At 70.9% G+C, this 18,894-nt stretch carries 18 protein-coding genes and 1 pseudogene; 11 read left to right on the top strand and 8 right to left on the bottom strand.

Annotated features, from left to right (window positions below; translation table 11 throughout):
• Positions 1-4: 4 nt before the first annotated feature.
• A complete protein-coding gene (locus ACZ7MG_RS41605; protein WP_471395906.1) occupies positions 5-268 on the bottom strand; it encodes a helix-turn-helix transcriptional regulator in 264 nt (87 codons plus the stop codon).
• A 681-nt stretch (positions 269-949) separates the two neighbouring features.
• On the opposite strand from ACZ7MG_RS41605, the gene ACZ7MG_RS41600 reads away from it, so the two are divergent.
• The 5 genes from ACZ7MG_RS41600 to ACZ7MG_RS41580 all read left to right on the top strand — a co-directional run bounded on the left by ACZ7MG_RS41600 (position 950) and on the right by ACZ7MG_RS41580 (position 7,545).
• Positions 950-1,471: a hypothetical protein gene (locus tag ACZ7MG_RS41600; RefSeq protein ID WP_471395904.1), complete on the top strand. Its 522-nt coding sequence runs from the start codon at positions 950-952 to the stop codon at positions 1,469-1,471.
• 185 nt (positions 1,472-1,656) lie between these two features.
• Positions 1,657-2,286, top strand: coding sequence for a DUF6417 family protein (locus ACZ7MG_RS41595; protein ID WP_471395902.1), 630 nt, complete (start codon positions 1,657-1,659; stop codon positions 2,284-2,286).
• Positions 2,287-2,709: 423 nt separating this feature from the next.
• Positions 2,710-2,994 (top strand): hypothetical protein, encoded by a 285-nt coding sequence (locus ACZ7MG_RS41590; protein WP_471395900.1) that lies wholly within the window; start codon positions 2,710-2,712, stop codon positions 2,992-2,994.
• A 299-nt stretch (positions 2,995-3,293) separates the two neighbouring features.
• A complete protein-coding gene (locus tag ACZ7MG_RS41585) occupies positions 3,294-5,990 on the top strand; it encodes a CHAT domain-containing protein (RefSeq protein WP_471395899.1) in 2,697 nt (898 codons plus the stop codon).
• The gene (locus tag ACZ7MG_RS41580; RefSeq protein ID WP_471395898.1) at positions 5,983-7,545 is read left to right on the top strand and encodes an esterase/lipase family protein; all 1,563 of its coding nucleotides are present in this window, start codon (positions 5,983-5,985) and stop codon (positions 7,543-7,545) included. Before ACZ7MG_RS41585 ends, ACZ7MG_RS41580 begins: the two co-directional genes overlap by 8 nt.
• Before the next feature lie 142 nt (positions 7,546-7,687).
• Here the strand turns inward: ACZ7MG_RS41580 and ACZ7MG_RS41575 are convergent, their stop codons facing one another.
• The 3 genes from ACZ7MG_RS41575 to ACZ7MG_RS41565 form a co-directional block, all read right to left on the bottom strand.
• The gene (locus ACZ7MG_RS41575; protein WP_471395897.1) at positions 7,688-9,310 is read right to left on the bottom strand and encodes a serine/threonine protein kinase; all 1,623 of its coding nucleotides are present in this window, start codon (positions 9,308-9,310) and stop codon (positions 7,688-7,690) included.
• 293 nt (positions 9,311-9,603) lie between these two features.
• Entirely contained in the window at positions 9,604-10,176 is a 573-nt protein-coding gene (locus ACZ7MG_RS41570; protein ID WP_471395896.1) for a peptide deformylase, read from the bottom strand.
• On the bottom strand, positions 10,173-11,144 hold the full coding sequence (locus ACZ7MG_RS41565; RefSeq protein ID WP_471395895.1) for a helix-turn-helix domain-containing protein: 972 nt from the start codon (positions 11,142-11,144) through the stop codon (positions 10,173-10,175). The genes ACZ7MG_RS41570 and ACZ7MG_RS41565 overlap by 4 nt, the downstream gene beginning before the upstream one ends.
• A 141-nt stretch (positions 11,145-11,285) precedes the next feature.
• Between ACZ7MG_RS41565 and ACZ7MG_RS41560 the strand changes: the two genes are divergently transcribed.
• From ACZ7MG_RS41560 to ACZ7MG_RS41545, 4 genes are read left to right on the top strand one after another with little or no spacing between them, the layout of a single operon-like run.
• On the top strand, positions 11,286-12,446 hold the full coding sequence (locus ACZ7MG_RS41560) for a glycosyltransferase family protein (protein WP_471395894.1): 1,161 nt from the start codon (positions 11,286-11,288) through the stop codon (positions 12,444-12,446).
• A complete protein-coding gene (locus ACZ7MG_RS41555; RefSeq protein WP_471395893.1) occupies positions 12,443-13,150 on the top strand; it encodes a hypothetical protein in 708 nt (235 codons plus the stop codon). The genes ACZ7MG_RS41560 and ACZ7MG_RS41555 overlap by 4 nt, the downstream gene beginning before the upstream one ends.
• The gene (locus tag ACZ7MG_RS41550) at positions 13,147-14,358 is read left to right on the top strand and encodes a glycosyltransferase family protein (protein WP_471395892.1); all 1,212 of its coding nucleotides are present in this window, start codon (positions 13,147-13,149) and stop codon (positions 14,356-14,358) included. The genes ACZ7MG_RS41555 and ACZ7MG_RS41550 overlap by 4 nt, the downstream gene beginning before the upstream one ends.
• A complete protein-coding gene (locus tag ACZ7MG_RS41545; protein ID WP_471395891.1) occupies positions 14,352-15,278 on the top strand; it encodes a glycosyltransferase family protein in 927 nt (308 codons plus the stop codon). Before ACZ7MG_RS41550 ends, ACZ7MG_RS41545 begins: the two co-directional genes overlap by 7 nt.
• Here the strand turns inward: ACZ7MG_RS41545 and ACZ7MG_RS41540 are convergent.
• Together ACZ7MG_RS41540 and ACZ7MG_RS41535 are read right to left on the bottom strand one after the other, a co-directional pair.
• The gene (locus ACZ7MG_RS41540) at positions 15,215-15,730 is read right to left on the bottom strand and encodes an ATP-binding protein (protein WP_467341464.1); all 516 of its coding nucleotides are present in this window, start codon (positions 15,728-15,730) and stop codon (positions 15,215-15,217) included. The genes ACZ7MG_RS41545 and ACZ7MG_RS41540 overlap by 64 nt on opposite strands.
• Before the next feature lie 158 nt (positions 15,731-15,888).
• Positions 15,889-16,032, bottom strand: coding sequence for a hypothetical protein (locus ACZ7MG_RS41535; protein WP_467341462.1), 144 nt, complete (start codon positions 16,030-16,032; stop codon positions 15,889-15,891).
• A 298-nt stretch (positions 16,033-16,330) separates the two neighbouring features.
• Between ACZ7MG_RS41535 and ACZ7MG_RS41530 the strand changes: the two genes are divergently transcribed.
• The gene (locus tag ACZ7MG_RS41530; protein ID WP_471395890.1) at positions 16,331-16,867 is read left to right on the top strand and encodes a hypothetical protein; all 537 of its coding nucleotides are present in this window, start codon (positions 16,331-16,333) and stop codon (positions 16,865-16,867) included.
• Here ACZ7MG_RS41530 and ACZ7MG_RS41525 read toward each other — a convergent pair.
• Positions 16,850-17,116, bottom strand: a complete 267-nt coding sequence (locus ACZ7MG_RS41525; RefSeq protein WP_467341458.1) for a hypothetical protein — start codon at positions 17,114-17,116, stop codon at positions 16,850-16,852. The two genes, ACZ7MG_RS41530 and ACZ7MG_RS41525, sit on opposite strands and share 18 nt — an antisense overlap.
• A 318-nt stretch (positions 17,117-17,434) precedes the next feature.
• Here ACZ7MG_RS41525 and ACZ7MG_RS41520 point away from each other — a divergent pair, with 318 nt between their 5' ends.
• Entirely contained in the window at positions 17,435-17,953 is a 519-nt protein-coding gene (locus ACZ7MG_RS41520) for a phospholipase A2 (RefSeq protein WP_471395889.1), read from the top strand.
• Between the two features lie 302 nt (positions 17,954-18,255).
• Here the strand turns inward: ACZ7MG_RS41520 and ACZ7MG_RS41515 are convergent.
• A pseudogene (locus tag ACZ7MG_RS41515) lies at positions 18,256-18,890 on the bottom strand (IS5 family transposase); the annotation flags it as partial.
• Positions 18,891-18,894 lie beyond the last annotated feature (4 nt).

The raw sequence follows: 18,894 nt of genomic DNA, 5'->3' as shown, positions 1-18,894 counted from the left end.
GGCGTCAGATATTGGCGGGGCCGGGCTGGTCGTGGTCGTGGCACAGCGTGGCGAAGAGCTGCTCGAACGGGGTTCCCAGGGCGTGCGCGAGGGCGTGCCAGGTCTTCAGGGTGCCGATGGTGCGGCCCTGCTCGATCTCGATGACCGTGCGCCTGGCCAGGCCGCTGCGGGCGGCGAGCTCGTCGTACGTCCACCCGCGCACGGCCCGCAGACGCGCGAGCTCCAGCCGCAGCGCGTTGAGGTCCGGATCGGGCGGCAAGATCGTCACCCATCCATCCGACGGTGCAGACCCCTGCCCTGTCAGTGCAGACCTCTGCCCTATTTGCCCAGGTGGTAGCAGCCACTGAAGGGCAGAGGTCTGCACTACGGTGTCCGCCGCCGCCAGGCATCGAGAGGAGGGCACCCGCCCATGAGGCTGCGCGCGCTGTGCCCCGCGACACCACGGGCCTGGACCGTGGAACTGCGCTCACACACCGGCGGGCTCACCGTCGTCTGCCAGCAGTGCCCCGGAAGCGGCCCCATCACAGCGTCATCCGCCCGCGCGGCCGCCCTTACCCACCTCGCCCGGCACGCCCGCAGCGACGCTCTTGCACCCCACCTGAGGATCTGCCAGTGCCACGAGCGAGGCTGCCGCTGGCACCGCCGCCACCGCAGCTGCTCCGGCCCCGTCCGACTGCTTCTCGCCTGCGAACGCGGAGGCCGGGTATGGCGACTCGCCGACACCTGCACCGCCTGCGCCGCAGCAACAGCCCACGCCGCCGTGGTCCCCGACACCGCCCTGCGCATCCCGCAGCCGACAACGACCCCGCCCCGCCGACGGCGGCAGCGGCGGCGCAGTGAGCAGGACGGGCGAACCCGGGTCCGGGAAATGCTCACCTATCTGGCTGCCGCGCTCCCGCCCGGAGCCTCACCCGCCACCCGACTGATCGCCCTTCAGTGTGCTTTGCGCATGAACGCCAGCATGAGGGTCAGCCTCCCCCTGGGCCTGTTGCGCAGCCTCCGACTGGGCGGCAACCCGAGCCCCTGGCAGGAACTGGAACAAGCGCGATGGCTGCGCCTCATCCCCGACCACGGGACCGACGAGGTGGCCGCCGTACTGCTGGACGCCGCGCTCCTCGGCCAGGCACCCACCCGCCCCGACCGCTGCCACGCGGCGGACTGGGCACTGCGCGCCAGTTGTCCCAGCCGGGCCGGGCTGCTCGGTCCGCTCCCGCAGTTGATGAGCGTCTACCTCACGGCACACAGTCACCCCGAAACCGGCCACGGACTGAATGAAGTCGACCGGACAGCACACGAGTGCGGTGTCCAGCCTGCAGAACTCCCCCACGTACTGGGGCAGTTGGCGGCGTTGGGGGTGCTGAACTCGTGGCGGATCACCGCTGATGCAGAGGATCTCTACTGGGTGCTGCGGGCTTCGCAGCGGAGGGGGAGTCGAGATCAGGGCGAAGACACGCGGAGGAAGACACAGTGAGGCGCGTTCTTCGCCCATTTCCCGAAAGATGCTCAACTGCCCTCTCGGACCGATGGCTTGTTCGCTCCGCGATGGTCGGGAGGCGTTGCTGATCGTTTCCTCCGCTAGTCCCGCCTCGTTGAAGCTCACGAGCACGTATCCATGCGTAAAAGGGGGCGGCTGTGAGGAGCGGGGAGGTTCTCTCTGTGCTCGGCGTGCTGGACGAAAGAACCCGGGCATCGGTTCACGGCTGGCTGCTGGCTGCGGATGTGCTGCCGTTGAAGCAGAGCGTATGGTCGCTCACGGACCGGGGCCTGGTGGAAATCGCCAGCAAGGAGGACCGGGCGGAGCTTTCGGCCTGGGAGGGTACCCCCGTCCTGTGGGCGGCCCGCGTAGCCCCAGCCGGACACGACCTCCTGCTGTACTCGCGATCTCGCCCCCGCCCCTCGACCACCTCGGAGCAGGAGTCCGTGGGACGGCGACTCGTGAAGTTGAGGCCGTCGCAGATGACAGCACTGCGAATGTTCGTGAGCCTGGCCGACCAGATACGCGTGCCGCTGGCGGAAGGACTGGTCGAGCAGGTGCGCACCGCGCGGTGTGACCATGCGGCGCGGCGGTGGGTGCTGCACCTGACGGACCAGCAGATGATGTCGGTGGCCTACGGCTTCTGGCTGCACCGGATGACCGGCTCGGCGGTGGAGGCCAACCGCTTCGCCCACGACTACGAGATCACCCACCGTCCGGGCCCTCTGCCCCGCCTCACGGAAGCACCTGGCCTGCCCCCATCCGCTGAGAACGGCGGAGGCTGGGGATCGAACGCGGACTCGCTGACGTAGAAGGCCACTTCCTGCTGGATCGGGCAGCGGGATTCCGCCGGAATCGTCCCGGTGCGGTAGAGCCGCAGGTGGCGGCGGACGGTGTTGACGTCTCCACGGTAGCCAAGCTCCTGGATCTCCCGGGTGAGTGCGGCAGCGTTGGTGCAACCCTTCATCCAGCGGTGATGCAGGAAGAGCCGGTAGTCGTCGACCATGCTCGGGCGGTCGGTAGCTGCGCCGAGAAGTTGTTGGACATCGTCGGCGCGGGCGAAGCACAGGACGGTGCCGCGGCTGAGGCAGAGCTCCCGGCGATGCCTCGCAGGCTGTCGCCGCGTTCGATGCGTTCGTCAAACTGCTGGTGGCGCTCGCGGGTGCGGGCCACCAGCGGCCGAAGCCGTCCGTGCCCGTCCAGTTCACCCGGGTTTAGGCTTGGATGCCTGCGGGTTGGTGTATGCCGTTCTGGTCGGCCCGGACCGTGAGGAGTTCGCGCAGATCAGCGCGGTGTTGTCCGACGACGCACTCGACGGCGTCGGCGAGATCGTGCAGCAGGTGCCAGGCGTCGGCCACTTGCCGGGCCTGTGGTGCACCGGCGTGGGCACCGTCGCGGAAGGAGCCGGCACAGTCGCGGCAGACCCCTACCCCAGGGCGTTCGCGAAGCCGGCCGCGAGTGCGGTCCGCGAGGACATCGACGGGCGCCGGGTGTTCATGTCGACGAGGATCGTCGCGTAGGTCCGGCCGCGACGCACGGCGAACTCGTCGACGCACAGACACGGGACAGATACCGGCGCCGGGACGGGCAGGTGCGCGCAGCAGACGAAGCAGAGTGCCTTTGCCGGTGGTCACAGTCAAGCGTCCGCACAGATTGGCTCCCGCACGTCCGCCCAGAAACAAGGCGATGTCCGTGAGCTGAGCGGTGAGGACATACAGCGGCTGCTGAGGACGTCCCGCCGCTGGGGCGTACAAGAAGCCCGGGGAGGCTCCTGGGGCTACCGTGGGTGGTGGGGCCGTTCTTCCCGGAGGGCCGAGCCGTGGCCTTGCGCTCGCACCGCTTCCTGACGCCGGACGATCTCGGACCGCTGCTGCGTATCGCCGCCCATGAGGACAATCGCAGCGTGCGCACCGAAGCCCTCGCGGCGTGCGCCGCGCTCCCGCTGGACGAGGCGGCGGCGGAGGAGGTCGCGGAGCTGGTCCTGAGCCGTTTCCGTGCGGAGCCCCTGGTGCCGGGCTCGCTGGTTGAGGCGGCCGGGCACCTCCCGGTGGTTGAGGTGAGGGCCGTCCTGGAAGGGTGGGCCGCTGACGATGGCTCGGCACATCAGGAGGCGGCGCGGCGGGCGCTGGCCACCCGGTACCGGTCTGCCGTCACACCTTCGGTACGGGGCGGGACGGGCGAGTGGAATTCCGCGCTGGCCGTGGAATCGGCGGTGACCGAACGTCTCCTGGACGGTCGTGGCTTCCCGTCCGATCTGTCCCCGCTCGCCTCCCTCTTCGAACGTGGGAGGCAGCGTCTGCTGTCGGTGCTGATCAGCACCCTCGTAGATGCCGTGGATATGGACGACGACACGCTCCGTGCTGCCACCGAGCGCCTCGGACAGGTCATCGAGGTGCTGCCGGACACGCTCGCGGCGGATCTGCCCGAGCTCCCTCGGGCGGTGCCCGACGGTCGGGCCGACTGGCTCGGCGCGGTGCTGAGCCTCGCGCCGCCGGCCGAGGTGGTCGGCAGTGCCGTCGCACGGCTCAGGGACGGAGATCTGGACGAACGCCTGGCCACGCTGCGGGAACTGTCCAGGGCGGCGCCCCACTTGGGCCGTCCTCCCGTTCGCTGGCCGGAGCCGACCTCCCGCCCCGGCGAACTCGCCCACCTGACACGTCTGCTGGAGCCGACAACCGGATACGAGGCAGCCGACGAGCTGCCCGCAGCCATCCCGCTCCCCGTGTGGGCGCTCGAATCGCCCTCTCTCGAAACGCCCTCACCCCAGCAGCGCAACGAGGCCCCGCAGCCGCCGGCCCCGCCGACCAACCCCCTTGCGCCTCACCCGGCATACGGGGGCGCGGGAGGGAGCGCACGAGCCGAAGGGACAGACCGCCGACCAGTGCGTGGTCACGTCTTGTGGTTGCAGCGTAGGGTCGCCCAGCGTAGGGGGGTTCTCGTCTCAGCCGAGGGGCCTGCGCGAGCGGCTACCGCCCCCACCCGCGAGGCCTACGCCCGTCTCGACGCTCCTCAGCACGTCGTGCCCGACGAAGCCTTCGAGCTGCGCGTAGGGCTGGCCCCGCTACCCACACCTGAGGTCGTCCAGCCCGCTCCCTTCACCATCCCCGCCGATGCATTCACGCTCGACGTCTCCGTACTTGCGCACGGCTTCGCCGTGATCGGCCAGGACCCGCTCACCCTACGCATACGGGTCGGTCCGGACGATGCGTACCCCTACCGGATGCTCAGGCTCCGGGCGGTGGACGATCCGTCCCTGGCCGCGGAGCGGGTGATCACCGCGGTGTACGCGGTCGCCGGCAGCGTCATCGGGGTCGCCCACCGGACCGTACGGGTGGGGGAGGCGCCCGGGGTGCCGGCCGGTGACGAGCCGCGGATGCAGGCGGCCGGAGGCGTATGGGTGCTGCCGGAAGAGGCGGACGCCAGTACCCAGCCGGATCTGGAGATCGTCGTGGCTCCGGGGAACGACGCCGAGGGGCGGCAGCACTGCTGGCTGTACCGCTCGCCGCACCCCGGCGTCGGCGCTTGTGGCAAGCCGCTGGTGACCACGCTCGGAGGTGAGGCCGGCTGGGCCCGTTCCGTCATGCGCGGCGTGCAGGAGCGCAAGGACGCCTACGACCTGGCCCACTACCTCAAGGGAGTCGGCCGTGAGGCGAGCGGCGCAGTGCCGGAGGAGGTGTGGGCCGCCCTGCGCGGCGCAGGGGAATGTGCCGGTTCGCCGAGCGTGCTCCTGGCCACCTGGGACCCGTACATCCCCTGGGAACTGGCCCTGATGTCCGAGCCGTTGGACCCGGCGGCCCCGGCCCACCTCGGTGCTCAGGCGGTCGTCGGCCGCTGGATCTACGGGGACCGGCAGCGCACCCCGGCCCCGCCCGCGCATCTGCAACCCCACACGATGTCCGTGGTGACCGGGGACTACGCCGTCGCCGAACTGAAGGAGGCGAAGGCCGAGGCCAAGCACCTCATCCGGCACTACCGCGCAAACCCCGTCGACGCCACCACCGACCAAGTGCTCATGGCCCTGGAGGGCGAGCGGGGGCCGGACATCCTCCACCTCGCCGTGCACGGGAAGTTCAGCACGGAAGAGTCGGAGGACGGTCTGCAGATGGTGGACGGCACGTACTTGAGCCGACGGTCCGTCAGCGGAGTGGAGGTCAGCGGGGTGCGGCTCGTTTTCCTCAACGCCTGCCAGGTCGGGCAGGGCCGCAGCGAGCTGGGCGCGTACGCGGGCATGGTGCCCGCCTTCCTCGGCATCGGCGCGCAGGCGGCCGTCGCCCCGCTGTGGAACGTCGACGACAAGGTCGCCAAGAACTTTGCCCAGGACTTCTACAAGGCCGTACTCAAGGGCGGCACATCCCCCGCCGAGTACCTGCGCAGGCGGCGTGCCAGAACGTTCGGCGCGGCCGGGGCCGAGCTGTCGACCCCGCTCGCCTACCTCTTCTTCGGCCACCCACGGCTGACCGTCCAGTGGACCGCGGAAGGCGCTCCAGCGCAACGGGAAGGAACCGACGATGCCTGACCTCGAACGGGACGGACGCAGCGAACTCCCCTACGGTCTGGTCCTGCGGTCCACAGAGGTAGGCGGCCGTGTCGGCGAGGTCCGCCGATGGGCCGCGGCCGGAACGCCGGTGCGCGACGCGGCCCCTGGCGCGCTGCCCGAGCAACTCCTCGCCGACCACGTCCCCGAGTCCGCCGCGCGCCTGCTGGGCACCGCGGCGCAGGAGGCTAGGATGCGGCCGGTGCTCACCGTGCCGCTGAGCAACTTGGCCGTGCCACGCCTCCCCGGCGGGACCGATCGGAGCGGCGCTCGTGGCCCGCACCTCCTGATGGAGGCGCCCGAGCCCCCACCGGACGAGGGACAGGTCCTGCTGGAGGCAGATGCGACCGGCGTCCTGCGCTGGGTGTTCCCCGAGACGGCGATGCGGGGCGGCCGCACGGACCGGGCCGCCGGGACGCAGACGTTCCGAGTTCCGCTGCAGCAGTTCGCGCTCCCCACGACAGGGCCGGCGGAGGACCGGGGCATCGTCGGGTTCGGTGTCGGCAAGGTCCTGCACCTGCTGCGGTTCCCGATCGAGCGGGCGGCCGGACTCGCGGCCGACTTCGCGGTCAGCCGGTGGGAGAAGAGGCACCGCCCGTACGGGCTCCGACTGACCACCCCGCAGACATTCCTCGCGACTGGCGAAATGGCGGGTGACGGGGCCGGTGAGGGGTCCGGCATGCAGGTGAGCGCGGGCCGACTCGCCGAGCTCGCCGACCGGCCCTTCCTGCTCTTCGTCCACGGCACGTTCAGCAGGTGCCGCACCGGCTTTCGCGGCATCGCCGACGACGAGCCGCTGCTGCACGACCTCCACCGGCGCTACGACGGCCGCGTCCTGGTCTTCGACCATCCGACCGTCCACCTGGACCCGGTCGACAACGCACGCTGGCTCCTGGAGCACCTGCCCGCCGACCGACGACTCACCCTCGACATCGTCACCCACTCCCGAGGCGGCCTCGTCGCCCGCCACCTGAGCCGGAACGGCCTGGCGGGCGCGGGACGGCCCGCCCCGTCCGTCCGTACGCTCGTCCATGTCGCCACCCCCAACGCGGGCACGGCCCTCGCCGAGAAGCAGCGACTGAGCGATCTGCTAGGGGTCTTCACCAACCTGCTCGGGCTGTTCCCGGAGGAGCTGGTGAGCACCACCCTGGAGGTCGTCCTCGAAGTCGTGAAGCACGGTGCGACTGGTGTCCTCGGCGGGCTGGACGGTCTGGCGGCGATGGACCCCGCGTCGGAGGGGCTCGGTGAACTCAACGCCTCCGCCGTCCCGACCGAGGGTTCGGTGCGCGCGGTGACGTCCGACTTCGAGCCCCCACGGGACGCGGCGTTGACGATGCGCGCGCTCGACGGGCTAGTGGACCGGCTGTTCGGTGTCGGCAACGACCTCGTCGTACCGACCGATGGCGTCCACCACGCCGGTTCGTACGTCGTGCCCGATCCGCTCGTCGTCCCGTCGGCGAGCGCCGTCGTCCACAGCGGCTTCTTCCGGAACGCACAAGTCCGCGCTGGCCTCTCCGAGTGGCTGCCAGGGAGCTGACCGCGCCCCGGACGTGCCGTATGCCGTATGCACCGCTCCGGCCAGCTTTCCTCCGAGCAAGAAGCTCTGGTCGCAGCACTGTTCGACGGCGACTGGACCGACGAGGGCGCGCCTCCAGCGGCCCTGCCGGAGAGGTCTGCGGCTATACGCGGCAGCTGTCGGTGTGGGTGACCTCCCGGAAGTCGGCGATCAGAGGGCTGGCCATCGACTCGCGGTAGACGACGGCGGCGCGACCGTAGGGCCAGGTGATGTCGTCGTGGAAGTCCTGCTGGGCTTCTGCGCAGCTGCCGAACATCAGACCGCGGACGATATCGGTCCAGGCGGCATCGTCCTGGTAGCTCTGCCCTTCGGGGTAGATGCCCGGGCCGAAGGTGACGAACATCGTCTGTGCCGAGGGGTTGAAGGTGACGGTCACCTCGTCGCCCATGTACTGCTGCCCTTGAAGGACGGGAGCAGCGCCCTCGCGCAGGCGCTGCGCGGCGGCTTTCTCCGCCTGTGTGGCCGGTACCCGGGCGGCGGCCCACTCCTCGACGGTGGGCTGGGCGCTGTCGCTGCGGGTGTAGGCGGGGGAGGGGGCAGCCGAGACACGAGGGTTCGGCGATGAGGGCGAAGGTACGTCGGAGGCGGTCAGCGCGGGACCGGCTGCAGGGCTGGCGGACTGCCGGGCCGCAGGCGTGAGGCTGGCGGCCGGTGTTCTCTGACCGGTGGGTGCGGAGGCTGGGCCTCGCGCGCTGGTGGATGACTGCGTGGCGACGAGGATGCCGCCGAGACTTCCCACGAGGGCAGCGGCTGCGACGACCGATAGGTACAGGCGAGTGCGGCTGGCGTGTTTCGAGGGGGAAGGCCAGGTCGGCTCGTCGGACGGCAGATCCCAGTTGAGACCGACCAGGTCGGCTATCAGCGTAGGCTGAGGCAGATCGGCGGGGCCGGTGACGGCTGTGACCTGGCTGGCGAGCAATTCGCCACACGATTCCGCGAGTTCGGATGCTGCCGGCCGGCTGGAGGGTTCCTTCGACAGGGCCTTCGCCACCAGTTGGCGCAGGTCATCGCTCAAGCCGTCGAGGTCGGGCTCGGCGGACAGGACACGAAAGGCCACGGCGTCCGCAGCACCGCTGCCGAAGGGAAGACATCCTGTTGCCGCGTAGGCGATCAGGGCACCCCAGGCGAACACATCGCCCTCTGGGCCGACTGCGCCGGTGCGGTAGTGCTCAGGGCTGATCCAGCCCGGCGTGCCCGTCATCACGCCAGTGCGGGTGACGGAAGTCCCGTCCAAGGCATGAGCGATGCCGAAGTCCAGCACCATCGGGCCCGAAGGCGCCAGGATGACATTCTGGGGCTTCACATCCCGGTGGACGACGCCGACTTCGTGGACCGCGGACAGTGCGGCTGCGGTACCCGCGGCCAAGGCGTACAGGCGGGCCCCGGCCAGGGGCCCGCCGGCGGCCACGTACCGGTCGAGGGTGGGGCCGGGTACGAAAGCGGTGGCAAGCCACGGACTGGGCGCATCGGGGTCGGCCTCGAGCACCGGGACCAGGCAGGGCCCCGCAACACGCTGGGACAGGTAGGCCTCCCGCCGGAACCGAGCACGGAACTCGTCGTCGGCGGCCTGCGCAGGATGCACGACCTTGACAGCCATCCGCTCCCCAGCACCGCTGAGCGCGGCATACACGGTGCCCATGCCGCCGGACCCGAGGCGCCCCACGACGCGGTAGGGGCCGACACGCTGCGGATCACCTTGTTGCAATGACTGAACACGGCTGGACACGGATGCTTCCCCCTGGTGATCAACAGCACGCACACGCCAAAGCGGTGATCAATCGTATCTACTACCTGCACAGCCGGAGGCGGTCCAGACTCCGCCCGCTGATTCACGATCCACGAAGCGGACGGGGACGGTCTTCATCCGGACCAGCGGATCCCGGTTCGAGGACTCCCGGCTCCGCTACTGAAAGCTGGTGGTACCGGCAGGCAACCAGGCTCGGCACGACGGCGACCTGCTCCGCCCTCGATTCGGACCGGGACCTGCGCTGTCACCACGCTTCCTGTTCCTCTTCCTCATCAGGTGTCGTAGGCCCAGGATCGGCCGGTCTGTCGGTACTTCTCAACGGCGATGGGGTCGACGCCGGGCCGCATCCGGTTCAGGTAGAGCAGTCCGTTGAGGTGGTCGATCTCGTGGGCGATGAGCCGGGCGAGGCCTCGCTCGTAGACCGTGGTGACCGTCGTGCCGTCGAGCGCCGTGGTCTCGACCGTCATGCGCAGGGGGCGCGGGACGAGTCCGCGGACGTCGAAGAACGACAGGCATCCTTCGTACTGCTCGTCGGTGCCGTGGGAGGTTTCGGTGACGCGGGGGTTGAACAGCACGATGGCGCCGGCGCCCGCCTCGGGCGGCTGGACGACGGCGGCCGCCCGGCCGATGCCGATCTGCGGGGCCGCGATGCCCATGCCCTTGGCGAAGGGGTGCACCTGGGCGATGCGCTCCATGGCGGTGAACAGAGCGTCCACGGCCTGCTCGGCAGCGTCCCGCTCGGCGGGCAGGACGAAGGTGTGGGCCGCCGCGGTCAGGATCGGGGCGCCGTGCTGGACAACCCCGAGGTTGCGCATCTGCTCACTGGGCCGGACCTCGTCGGTCACCTGAACTCTCCTTGCGTCACGTCCTGTTCGGGCTGGGCCCGGAACCGCCATTCCAGACGATAGCGAGCATGCAGGGCCGGGCGGGCGGTCGACCACGTGAACAGGCGCACCCCGTTCTCCTCGCTCCGTCCGGGCGCGCTGGGCAGCGGGGACGCCTCGGCGGTCATCGAGGTCTCGGTGCCCCACACCACCGGATCGAGCGCGGCAGGGAAGGCCAGCTCGACTTCCAGGTGCTCGGTGGGCAGCCGTACGGCGCGCTGGAACCAGCTGCCCCACTTGCTGTCGCTGACGGTGTAGGCGTACTCGATCCACACCGCATCGCCGGGGTAGAGCGGAAAGCGGCCCTGCTCGTTCTTGAACAGCAGCCAGACCTCCTTGAAGGCGTCCCGGTCGTGCTGGGCCTGCCAGTGCATCGCCTCCCCGCGGCAGGTCGCGGTGAGCGTGAGTTCGTCCCAGGTGAGCGGGTGGGCCCGGTAGTGGGCGTTGGACCGCTCGGGGTCGCCGGGGTAGCGGTCGACGCTGATGCGGATCAGGTAGCGGGTGATCGGGGCGGTGCCGGTGTTGCGCAGCAGCCGGCGCATGGTGAGCCGGTAGCGCCGGCCGTCGTAGTCGAGACGGGCGGCGTCGTGCTCGACGACGATCGCCGAGCCGGTGGCGTAGGGCTGCTCGGTCCGCAGCGGCGCGGGCTTGGCGGCCGCCACGGTGGTCTCGCGGGCACGGGCCGTCTCGTACTCGCCCCACCGGCGCCAGATCGCCTTGCCCGCGTTCAGTGTCTCGTCCGCCCGGCGGGCGAAGTCCTCGGTCGGCTTGGTCCGGCCGGACTCCATGTGGCTGACGTAGGAGGGATGGAATCCCATCTGCGCGGCCAGAGCACGCTTCGACATACCGCGTACCTCGCGCCAGTAGGCGACCTCGGCGGCGAAGTGTTCACCAGCCTGTTCCACGGTGACCGCGTCGTACGCGTCCATCAATGCCCCCGCCCTGCCTGGGTGTTGAGTGCGTGAGTGAACCGTGAGTGAGGACAGTTCACCATTCTGTCGCCATGAACGCTGCCGGTTTGCTCCTCTCACCGGCCCGACCCTCGCGGCCGACGAGAGGAGATACCCCCCATGCCCCGCCTGCTGTACCTGCTCAACGTCTCCAACCCCAACCGACTGTCGGCCGACTCCGGTTTCACCTTCGCCGACCTGCTCACCCCGGCCCTGACCGATGCCGGAGCGGAGGTGACGGTGGCGGCCCCGGTCGCCACGGGGGACGCCCGGGTGGGCTTCGAGCTCACCGCGGCGCCGGCCACGAAGTACCGGGCCCGCTTCGACCCCGGCCTCGGCGACCTGGCGGACCTGATCCGGCGCATCCGGCCGGAGGTGGTGGTGGCCAACCAGATCGAGGCCGCCCCCGCCGTCCGCGCCGCTCTGCTGGAGGCCGGGACGGACGCGCTGATCGCCGGGTACTGCCACTACCTCCCGTTCTCCTTCGCCGACGACGGACGCCTCATAACCGACCCCTCGCTCGACGACCGCGGACTCGGGACCAGCGTCATGCTCGCCTTCGCCGCCGGGCTCGCGGCGTGCGACCGCGTCCTCGTGCACTCCTCGACCGCCGCGTCCTGGACCACGGCGGCCGCCGCCCGGATGGGCGTGGACCTCACGGAGAAGCTGCACATCGTCCCCGCCCCGCGTGACGAGCGCCTGGTCCGCCGCGACCCCGCCGACACCACCGCACCGCAGGGCCAGGCGCGGGCCGTCTACAACCACCGGCTCTACGCCCACTACGGCACCGCCCAGTTCACCGCCCTCGCCCGCCGCCTGGTCGCCGAGACACCGGTGACGCTGACGGTGATGGACCTGTTCGGCACCCGCAGCCCGGAGCGGGTCCGGCTGGACCCCAGCCCCGAGCGGCACCGTGACGAACTCGCCGCCCTCGACGGCGTCACGATCGCCTCCGACCGGGGAGACCGCGTTCGCTACCGCGACCTGCTGGCCGACGCGCACTTCGCCATCGCGCCGTTCCGGGCGGGCTGTCCCTGGTCCATGAGCGTGATCGACTGCCAGGGCATGGGCCTGCCGGTCATCGCCCCGCGCACCGGCTGGCTGGCCGAGCACATCGACGACGACCTCCTCTTCGACATCCCCGACCAGGCCCTGGCCATCGCGACCCGGCTCGCCACCGACAGCGAGTTCTACCGGGTGCACGCCAAACGAGCCCACGCAGCCACCGCCGACTTCGCCCCCGCCGCCGTGGCGGCCCGCTACCTGGAGGCCCTACGATGAACGCCCCCTTCGACGCGGTGATGCTGTCCTACGACGAACCGCTCGCGGACCGGCTCCACGCCCGGCTCCAGCGGATCCTCGGACTGAAGGTCAAACGGCTGCACGGCGTGAACGGGATGCGCCGGGCCTACCGGATGGCCGCCGAGATCGTCGACCAGGAACAGTTCCTCCTCGCCGACGGCGACTTCGTCCTCGCCACCGAGTTCGCCCTCCCCGCCGTCACGCCGCTCGCGGACGGGGTGTCGATGCGGGTGTGGCGGGCCCGCAACCCGCTCAACGGCCTGATCTACGGCTACGGCGGGCTCAAGCTGATCCGCCGCTCGGCACTGCGGCAACTCGGCGACGCCGTCGACGTCCTGGCCGCACTGCCCGGCCGGAGCGAGTTCACCGCCGACATCGCCGGAACCACCCGGATCAACCAGTCCCCCTACCACGCCTGGAAAGCCGGATTCAGGGAGTGCGCCATGCTCTCGCGCGGCAGCGAGTACGGCATGGACGACGCCGAGGCCGCCGAGCGGATCGCCGCGTGGACGGACGGAGGAGAGGGCGAGTTCGCCGAGTTCGCCGTCTCCGGCGCCCGCGAAGGCGTCACCTTCGCCCACGAAGCCGCGCACGTCCCGGCCTGCTTCGACCGGCTCAACGACCCCGGCTGGCTCTACGAGCGGTTCACCGCTCAGCACGGCGAACAGGCCATTGCCGGATGACCGCCGCCTTGGTGCTCGTCGAGCCTGGCGCCCACCGGCCGGGCGGCCACCGCCACCACACCCTGACCGCACTCGCGGCCGCGCACGACAACACGGTCGTGGTGACCCCGTACGGCGTCACCGCCGACACCAGGGCGGCTCTCCGGGCGGCCGGCGCCTACCTGACCGGCCCCACCGGCATAGGACCCACCCTGCTGGCGGCGGCCGGCACCCACACCGAAACACTCGCGGCGACCGCGCGACGCGCGTTCGCCTCCCGCCGCTGGCCCACCCCCGTACGTCGCCTCCCTCACCAGATGACCCTGCTGGCCCGCTGCCTGCTCGAAGCCGCCTGCGTCCGCACCGGCCGCCACCTCACCCAGGGCGCGGGCACGGTGGTGGTCCTCAGCGCGAGTGAGGCCCTGCACGGCGCTGCCGGGCTCCTCGGCGGCCCGCACCGCCGGTTCGTCCACGAACTGGTCACCACCGAGGACGCCCCGCTGCGTGCCCTGGGACGCCTCACCCGCCGCGGCGAGCGGCGGGTGAGGGTGCTCGCCCCGACCGGCTCCGTGCGCGACGACCTCGCCGCCCGCTTCCCCGGCCTGCCGCTGACCGTGCGGTCCTTCGCCGTCGCCGACGAGCGCGACTGGCTCACCGACGACGAACACCGCCGCGCCCGGGCGGCCTTCGCCATCCCCTACGACGAGGCGGCGGTGTGCCTGGTCGGCGGCTGGTGGCCGTACAAGGACCTCGACGTCGTCGACGCCGCCCTCGCCCGGATCGACACCCCCCTGCACGTGCTGGTCGTCGGCGGCCCGGCCATCAACAGGACGCTGAAGCGCTGGGCCGCCCTGGGCCACATCCGCCTGCACACCCGCCCCGGCCCCGTCCCCGAGAACGTGGTCCGCGAGGCGTACGCCGCCGTCGACGCAGCTCTGGTCGCCCGCCTCCCCCGGGTCGCCAAGGAATCCGGCCTGGTGGTCGACGCCGTACGCCTCGGCGTGCCCCTGGTCGTCTCCGACCACGACCCGCACCTCACCAAGACCCTGCAAGGCCAGGACTGGGCGCGCCTCTTCCCCACCGGCGACAGCACCGCCCTGGCCACGGTCCTGCGTGACCTCGCATGGTCCCCACTGCCCCGGCCCGCCCCACGCGCGGCCGCCGACCTCGGCGTGCCCACCGCCGCCGAACAGACCGCCTACCTCACCACCCTGAAGGAGTCGTGCTGATATCCGCCCTGCCTCCGCTGATTGCCGTCGTCGGACCCGTCGAACCTGCGCTGCTCGCCGCCTGGGTGACCCACTACCGCCGGCTCGGCATCGAGCGGTTCCACCTCGCCCTCCACTTCCCTGACCACGTCGACCCCCACCGCCGCGACCTGCTGCACGCCACCTGCCGGGAACTCGGCATCATCCCCGACACGGTGAGCACCGGGCCGTGGCACGAACACACCAACCCCCACCTGCGCGACGCCCTACGCGAACGCGCCGGCACCGGATGGCACCTGCTCGCCGACTCCGACGAACTCCACACCTACCCCGCCCCGCTGCACGAGATCATCGCCGCAGCCGAGAAGTCGGGCACCGGCACCGTGGGCGGGCTGATGCTCGACCGGGTCAGCATCGACGGGTCCCTGACCGGCTGGGACCCGAAGCAGGGCCTCGACCGCGCCTATCCGCTCGGCGGGTTCCTCACCCACCTGCTGCTGCGCGGCGACCCCCGCAAGATCGTCCTCGCGCACTCCAGCGTCGCCGTGGCGTCCGGCAACCACCGCGCCGAGGGACACCGCCCCGCCAACCGGCCGCCCGTCCAGGTCCACCACTTCAAGTGGCGCGACGGCGTACACCGGGACGTCGCCCGACGCGCAGAGCACTCAGCGGACGGCACCTGGAAAACCGCCTCACCGGCCCGGCTGACCGAGGCCCGCCGCCTCCTGGAGCACCTCCAGCGCCACGGCGGGCGGATCGCCGTCGACTCCCCGCAGCTGAACTTCCGGCCCGTCTCCCACGCCACCGTGCCCGACTGGTGGGCGGCGGAGGCCACCAGGCTGGTCACCACATGGCGGCCCCCTGCCCACGGACCGGGTCAGAACGAACCAGCCTCGACGATCTCCTCACCCTCGCCGCAAGGCGGCTCGAACCGCGCATAGAAGTCCTCCAGCGCCTCCGGGGTGACGGTCAGCGCGTTGCCGTCCTCCCGGAGATTGCGCGCCTCCAGACGGCGAAGCAGCTCCTCACGGCCCACCGGGAAGTACAACAGCCGGGGGCGTCCACCCGCCTCGACGACGATCTTCTTCCACTCCTCGCGCGCCGAGTGCAACCACAGACCGTGATCCAGCACAGCGCTCCGCCCGGCCGCGACCAACTTCACCAGCTCCTCGCGGACCTCGGCCACCACCGGGGCCTCCAGTTCGAAGTAGCCCCGCTCCGGGTAGTCGACGCCGTAGCGACCGTGTCTCTCGTGCACCCGCTCGTCCACCGACAGCCGCACCGCCCCGGCCGGCACCAGCCGACGCTCGGCATACGTCGTCTTGCCCGACCCGGTCAGCCCGACGAGCAGGTATACCACCGGACCCGACTCCTGGCCGGACACCGCCTTCATCGAAACTCCTCCGTCGTCTTGAGGCACCCGTTACGTCGGTCCAGCCTGCCACCTCAGCGGCGTCGGCCGTACGCCGGCCGTGCTCGCCGTGGCGCGGCCGCTGGCGGCTGATGTCGGCCACCGGGCTGCCCCGTACGCCCGGTCCATGCCGGGAAGCTTCAAGGGGTGACGTGCGCGCCGTCGAGCCTCTGGTGCACCATCGACAGCGTGGTCAGCAACTCCTCGTCGGTGACCGGGTGGTGGAGCCGCGGCTCGTGGGGAGCAGCCGACGGGCGTCGTTGCAGCTGATCGAGCAGAGCCATCTCCCGACAGGGAAATCGATCACCGTCACCTTTCTGTTGGCGAGGGTCCCGAAAATGCCCCGGCCCTCGCGCCTGCGCGGCCACCGACAGGGGCACGCCCCACGCTGGGCAACGGCCGGCTCACCTCAAAGTGCTGCTCGCAGTCCGTCTTCCTTCAGCAGGACGCACTCCGGCTCTGGGTATCCAGCGTCGCCGACGTCCGCGGGACCGAAGCCGCTTGGACGTGCGCACCCCGGTGCTGGCAGGAAAGCGGACTGGGAACGTCTGGGGGAGTGTCGGGGCAGTTGGAGAGGGGGCCGTGCTGAATTCCGCAGACGGTGAGCGCATGCTGGGCGACACGACCGCAGTGCGTGACGCTCTTGTTTCCGCGCGTCTGGAATCCCCTGCCGGGCACGTGCTGCTGGACTGGCTGGAGGCGCACATCGCGTTGCAGGGCCTCCTGGACCACGACGGCGTGACGGGGTGGGTGTACCGGTCGGTGCACGAGTTCGTGGCCGTGCACGGCCGCTGGTTCACGCCCGCTGTTCTTCCGGCACTGGTGCGGTCGCTGCCGGAGGGGCAGTGTTTCGCCAACGCGGCGGCGACCGAGCGGGAGCACCCGCACCTGGCTTACACCGAGGGCTTCGCCGTCGCGGTCGGCAGCCCCGTACCGACGGCCCACGCCTGGTGCACGGACGCGGACGGCCAGGTGATCGATCCGACCTGGTCGGAGCTTGGAGGCAGCGCGTACCTGGGAATCGTCCTGCCCCCGAACCTGCGTCCGCGTCCGCCCCGCAGGTGGGGCGTCCTGGAAGCACCCGACTCTCTTTACCCGCTGCTACGCGACGGCCTGTGACGCGTTCGCTGCCCCCGCCGCGCCTCGGCAGCCGACCTCCGGGCAGTGGTCGAGCACGACCTTGCGGTGCAGCTTCTCCTCCTCGGTGAGGGTGGCCGGGTGCCGGGTGAGCCAGCCGGTGACCTGCCGCACCGACGGCGGTGGCGGGGCGGGGGTGAAGCCTTCTGGCTGGGGCAGGCTGCGGCGGGCCCAGTCGCGGACGGCGGAGTAGTGGCCGCGGAAGCCGCTCCGATCCGAAAGTCGCGTCATCACCTTCGGGCATGGCGGCCCCCTCCTCCCTCGTGCCGGTGCACACTCCCATCCCTTCAACGACGCACGGACCACGCGGTGGCGCAGCGCGGCGGGACCGCTGCGTGCGCAGAGAGGCACCAGGTCAGAACGGGTTTCCTGGTGTCCAGGCGAGCAGGAAACCCGTAACCCCTTTCGCCGCTGCAGCGCTACACCGAAGCATCTGGCCAGCGGGCACCACCGCCCGCCGCCCTCCCAGGACGCTCCGGCACGGAGCCCTGCCGAGGGCCGGTCTCGTGAGTACGGCCCGGCCGCTCACACCAACCCGAGGAGCACCAGATGACCCCTATCCACCGGCGACCCGCGGCGAGCCGCATCCTGTCCGGCCTCGCCCTGTCAGGCGTACTGCTCGCCGCCACCGCGACTACTGCCGCCGCCGCCCCCAGCCAGCCCGCCGACACCAGCAGCGGCGCCCGTTCTCCCCAGGCGGCGGCCCCCCTGCAGCGCGCCGATTTCCTGATGAACCAGACGTACTGGCAGTTCCCTGCCTACGCCCGGCATCGCGAAGCCCCCTTCGACTGGAACACGGACGGCTGCACCGGCGCTCCGTGGCCCTGGAGCAAGGTCTTCCGGGCCGCCTGCGTGATGCACGACTTCGGCTACCGCAACTACGGCCGACAGGGAACGCCCCGCCTGCAGTTGGATCCCACGGACAACCGGCGCAAGTGGATCGACGACCGTTTCCTGCAGGAGATGAAGCGGATCTGCAATGACGGACGCGTGGGGATCCCCTGCAAGACCGCGGCCGTGACCATCCACCGCGCGGTGCGCATGGGCGGTGGACGCTACTTCTTCTGACCGCGCTCGGTTCCCGCCGGGGCAGGCGACGGAGTGCCTGCCCCGGCGAGACCACCTTAGGAACACCGTTCTCGGCGCAGCTGTCGCTTTGCGGCTCTTGGCGCAGACCAGGCGGCCCCGATCAAGGGCGCGGTGCACGGGGCCGCACCCTGAGCCGAGCCCAGGCGTCATGTCACAGCGAGGGATTCACTGCGCCGGGCTGAGTCCGGAAGCGGGCGGCTTCGCTCATCGCAGGGCGACCACGTTTGATGGAGCCCGCCGCGAATCTGAGGTCTGCCGGCGAGCGGCGGTGCTACGCCATTTCAGTTGGCGAGTCGGCGGTGGCATATGAGGGTCGCGGCGATGGCGGTGAAGGCGAGGAAAAGTTCCGGCTTGCGCTCGTAGCGGCGATGGAGGCGTCGGCAACCGGACAGCCAGGACACTGTCCGCTCCACGACCCAGCGATGCCGGCCCAGACGTCTGGATGACTCGACGCTTTTGCGGGCGAGGCGGTGTCGGATGCCGCGGGAAGAGCCAATGCCGCAGGTGGCGGTAGTCGTAGCCCTTGTCTCCGTGCAGTTTGCCGGGCTTCCGACGCCGGGGGCCGCGGCGTGAGCGGATGGGCGGGATGCCGCGGACCAGCGGGATCAGGGCCTGACTGTCATGGAGATTCGCCGCAGAGACGCCGATCGACAGAGGCAGACCACAGCGGTCCACGATGAGGTGGGTTTTCGATCCCTTCTTGCCGCTGTCGGTCGGATTCGGTCCCGTCAACTGCCCCTTTGAGGACCCGGACGCTGAAGGAGGCGATGGCGCACCGCGACCAGTCCAGGTCGCCTCGGGAGCCGAGTTCGTCCAGGACTAGGCGGTGGAGCTTGGCCCACACACGGGCCTCGCTCCATTCGGTGAACCGGCGGAGGGCGGTCACGCCCGACAGCCCGAAGCCCGGCGACTGTTGGACG

The sequence above is a fragment of the Streptomyces sp. NPDC107538 genome (genome assembly GCF_055657445.1).
Note: the sequence above shows the minus strand (reverse complement) of the source record. Positions and strands in the feature narration are given on the sequence as shown.

Bases quoted from the DNA above. Each gene is read 5' to 3' on its own strand.
- ACZ7MG_RS41600 (WP_471395904.1), top strand. From the start codon at position 950: ATGAACGCCAGCATGAGGGTCAGCCTCCCCCTGGGCCTGTTGCGCAGC.
- ACZ7MG_RS41580 (WP_471395898.1), top strand. From the start codon at position 5,983: ATGCCTGACCTCGAACGGGACGGACGCAGCGAACTCCCCTACGGTCTG.
- ACZ7MG_RS41565 (WP_471395895.1), bottom strand. From the start codon at position 11,144: ATGGACGCGTACGACGCGGTCACCGTGGAACAGGCTGGTGAACACTTC.
- ACZ7MG_RS41560 (WP_471395894.1), top strand. From the start codon at position 11,286: ATGCCCCGCCTGCTGTACCTGCTCAACGTCTCCAACCCCAACCGACTG.
- ACZ7MG_RS41555 (WP_471395893.1), top strand. From the start codon at position 12,443: ATGAACGCCCCCTTCGACGCGGTGATGCTGTCCTACGACGAACCGCTC.
- ACZ7MG_RS41550 (WP_471395892.1), top strand. From the start codon at position 13,147: ATGACCGCCGCCTTGGTGCTCGTCGAGCCTGGCGCCCACCGGCCGGGC.
- ACZ7MG_RS41540 (WP_467341464.1), bottom strand. From the start codon at position 15,730: ATGAAGGCGGTGTCCGGCCAGGAGTCGGGTCCGGTGGTATACCTGCTC.
- ACZ7MG_RS41535 (WP_467341462.1), bottom strand. From the start codon at position 16,032: ATGGCTCTGCTCGATCAGCTGCAACGACGCCCGTCGGCTGCTCCCCAC.
- ACZ7MG_RS41525 (WP_467341458.1), bottom strand. From the start codon at position 17,116: ATGACGCGACTTTCGGATCGGAGCGGCTTCCGCGGCCACTACTCCGCC.
- ACZ7MG_RS41520 (WP_471395889.1), top strand. From the start codon at position 17,435: ATGACCCCTATCCACCGGCGACCCGCGGCGAGCCGCATCCTGTCCGGC.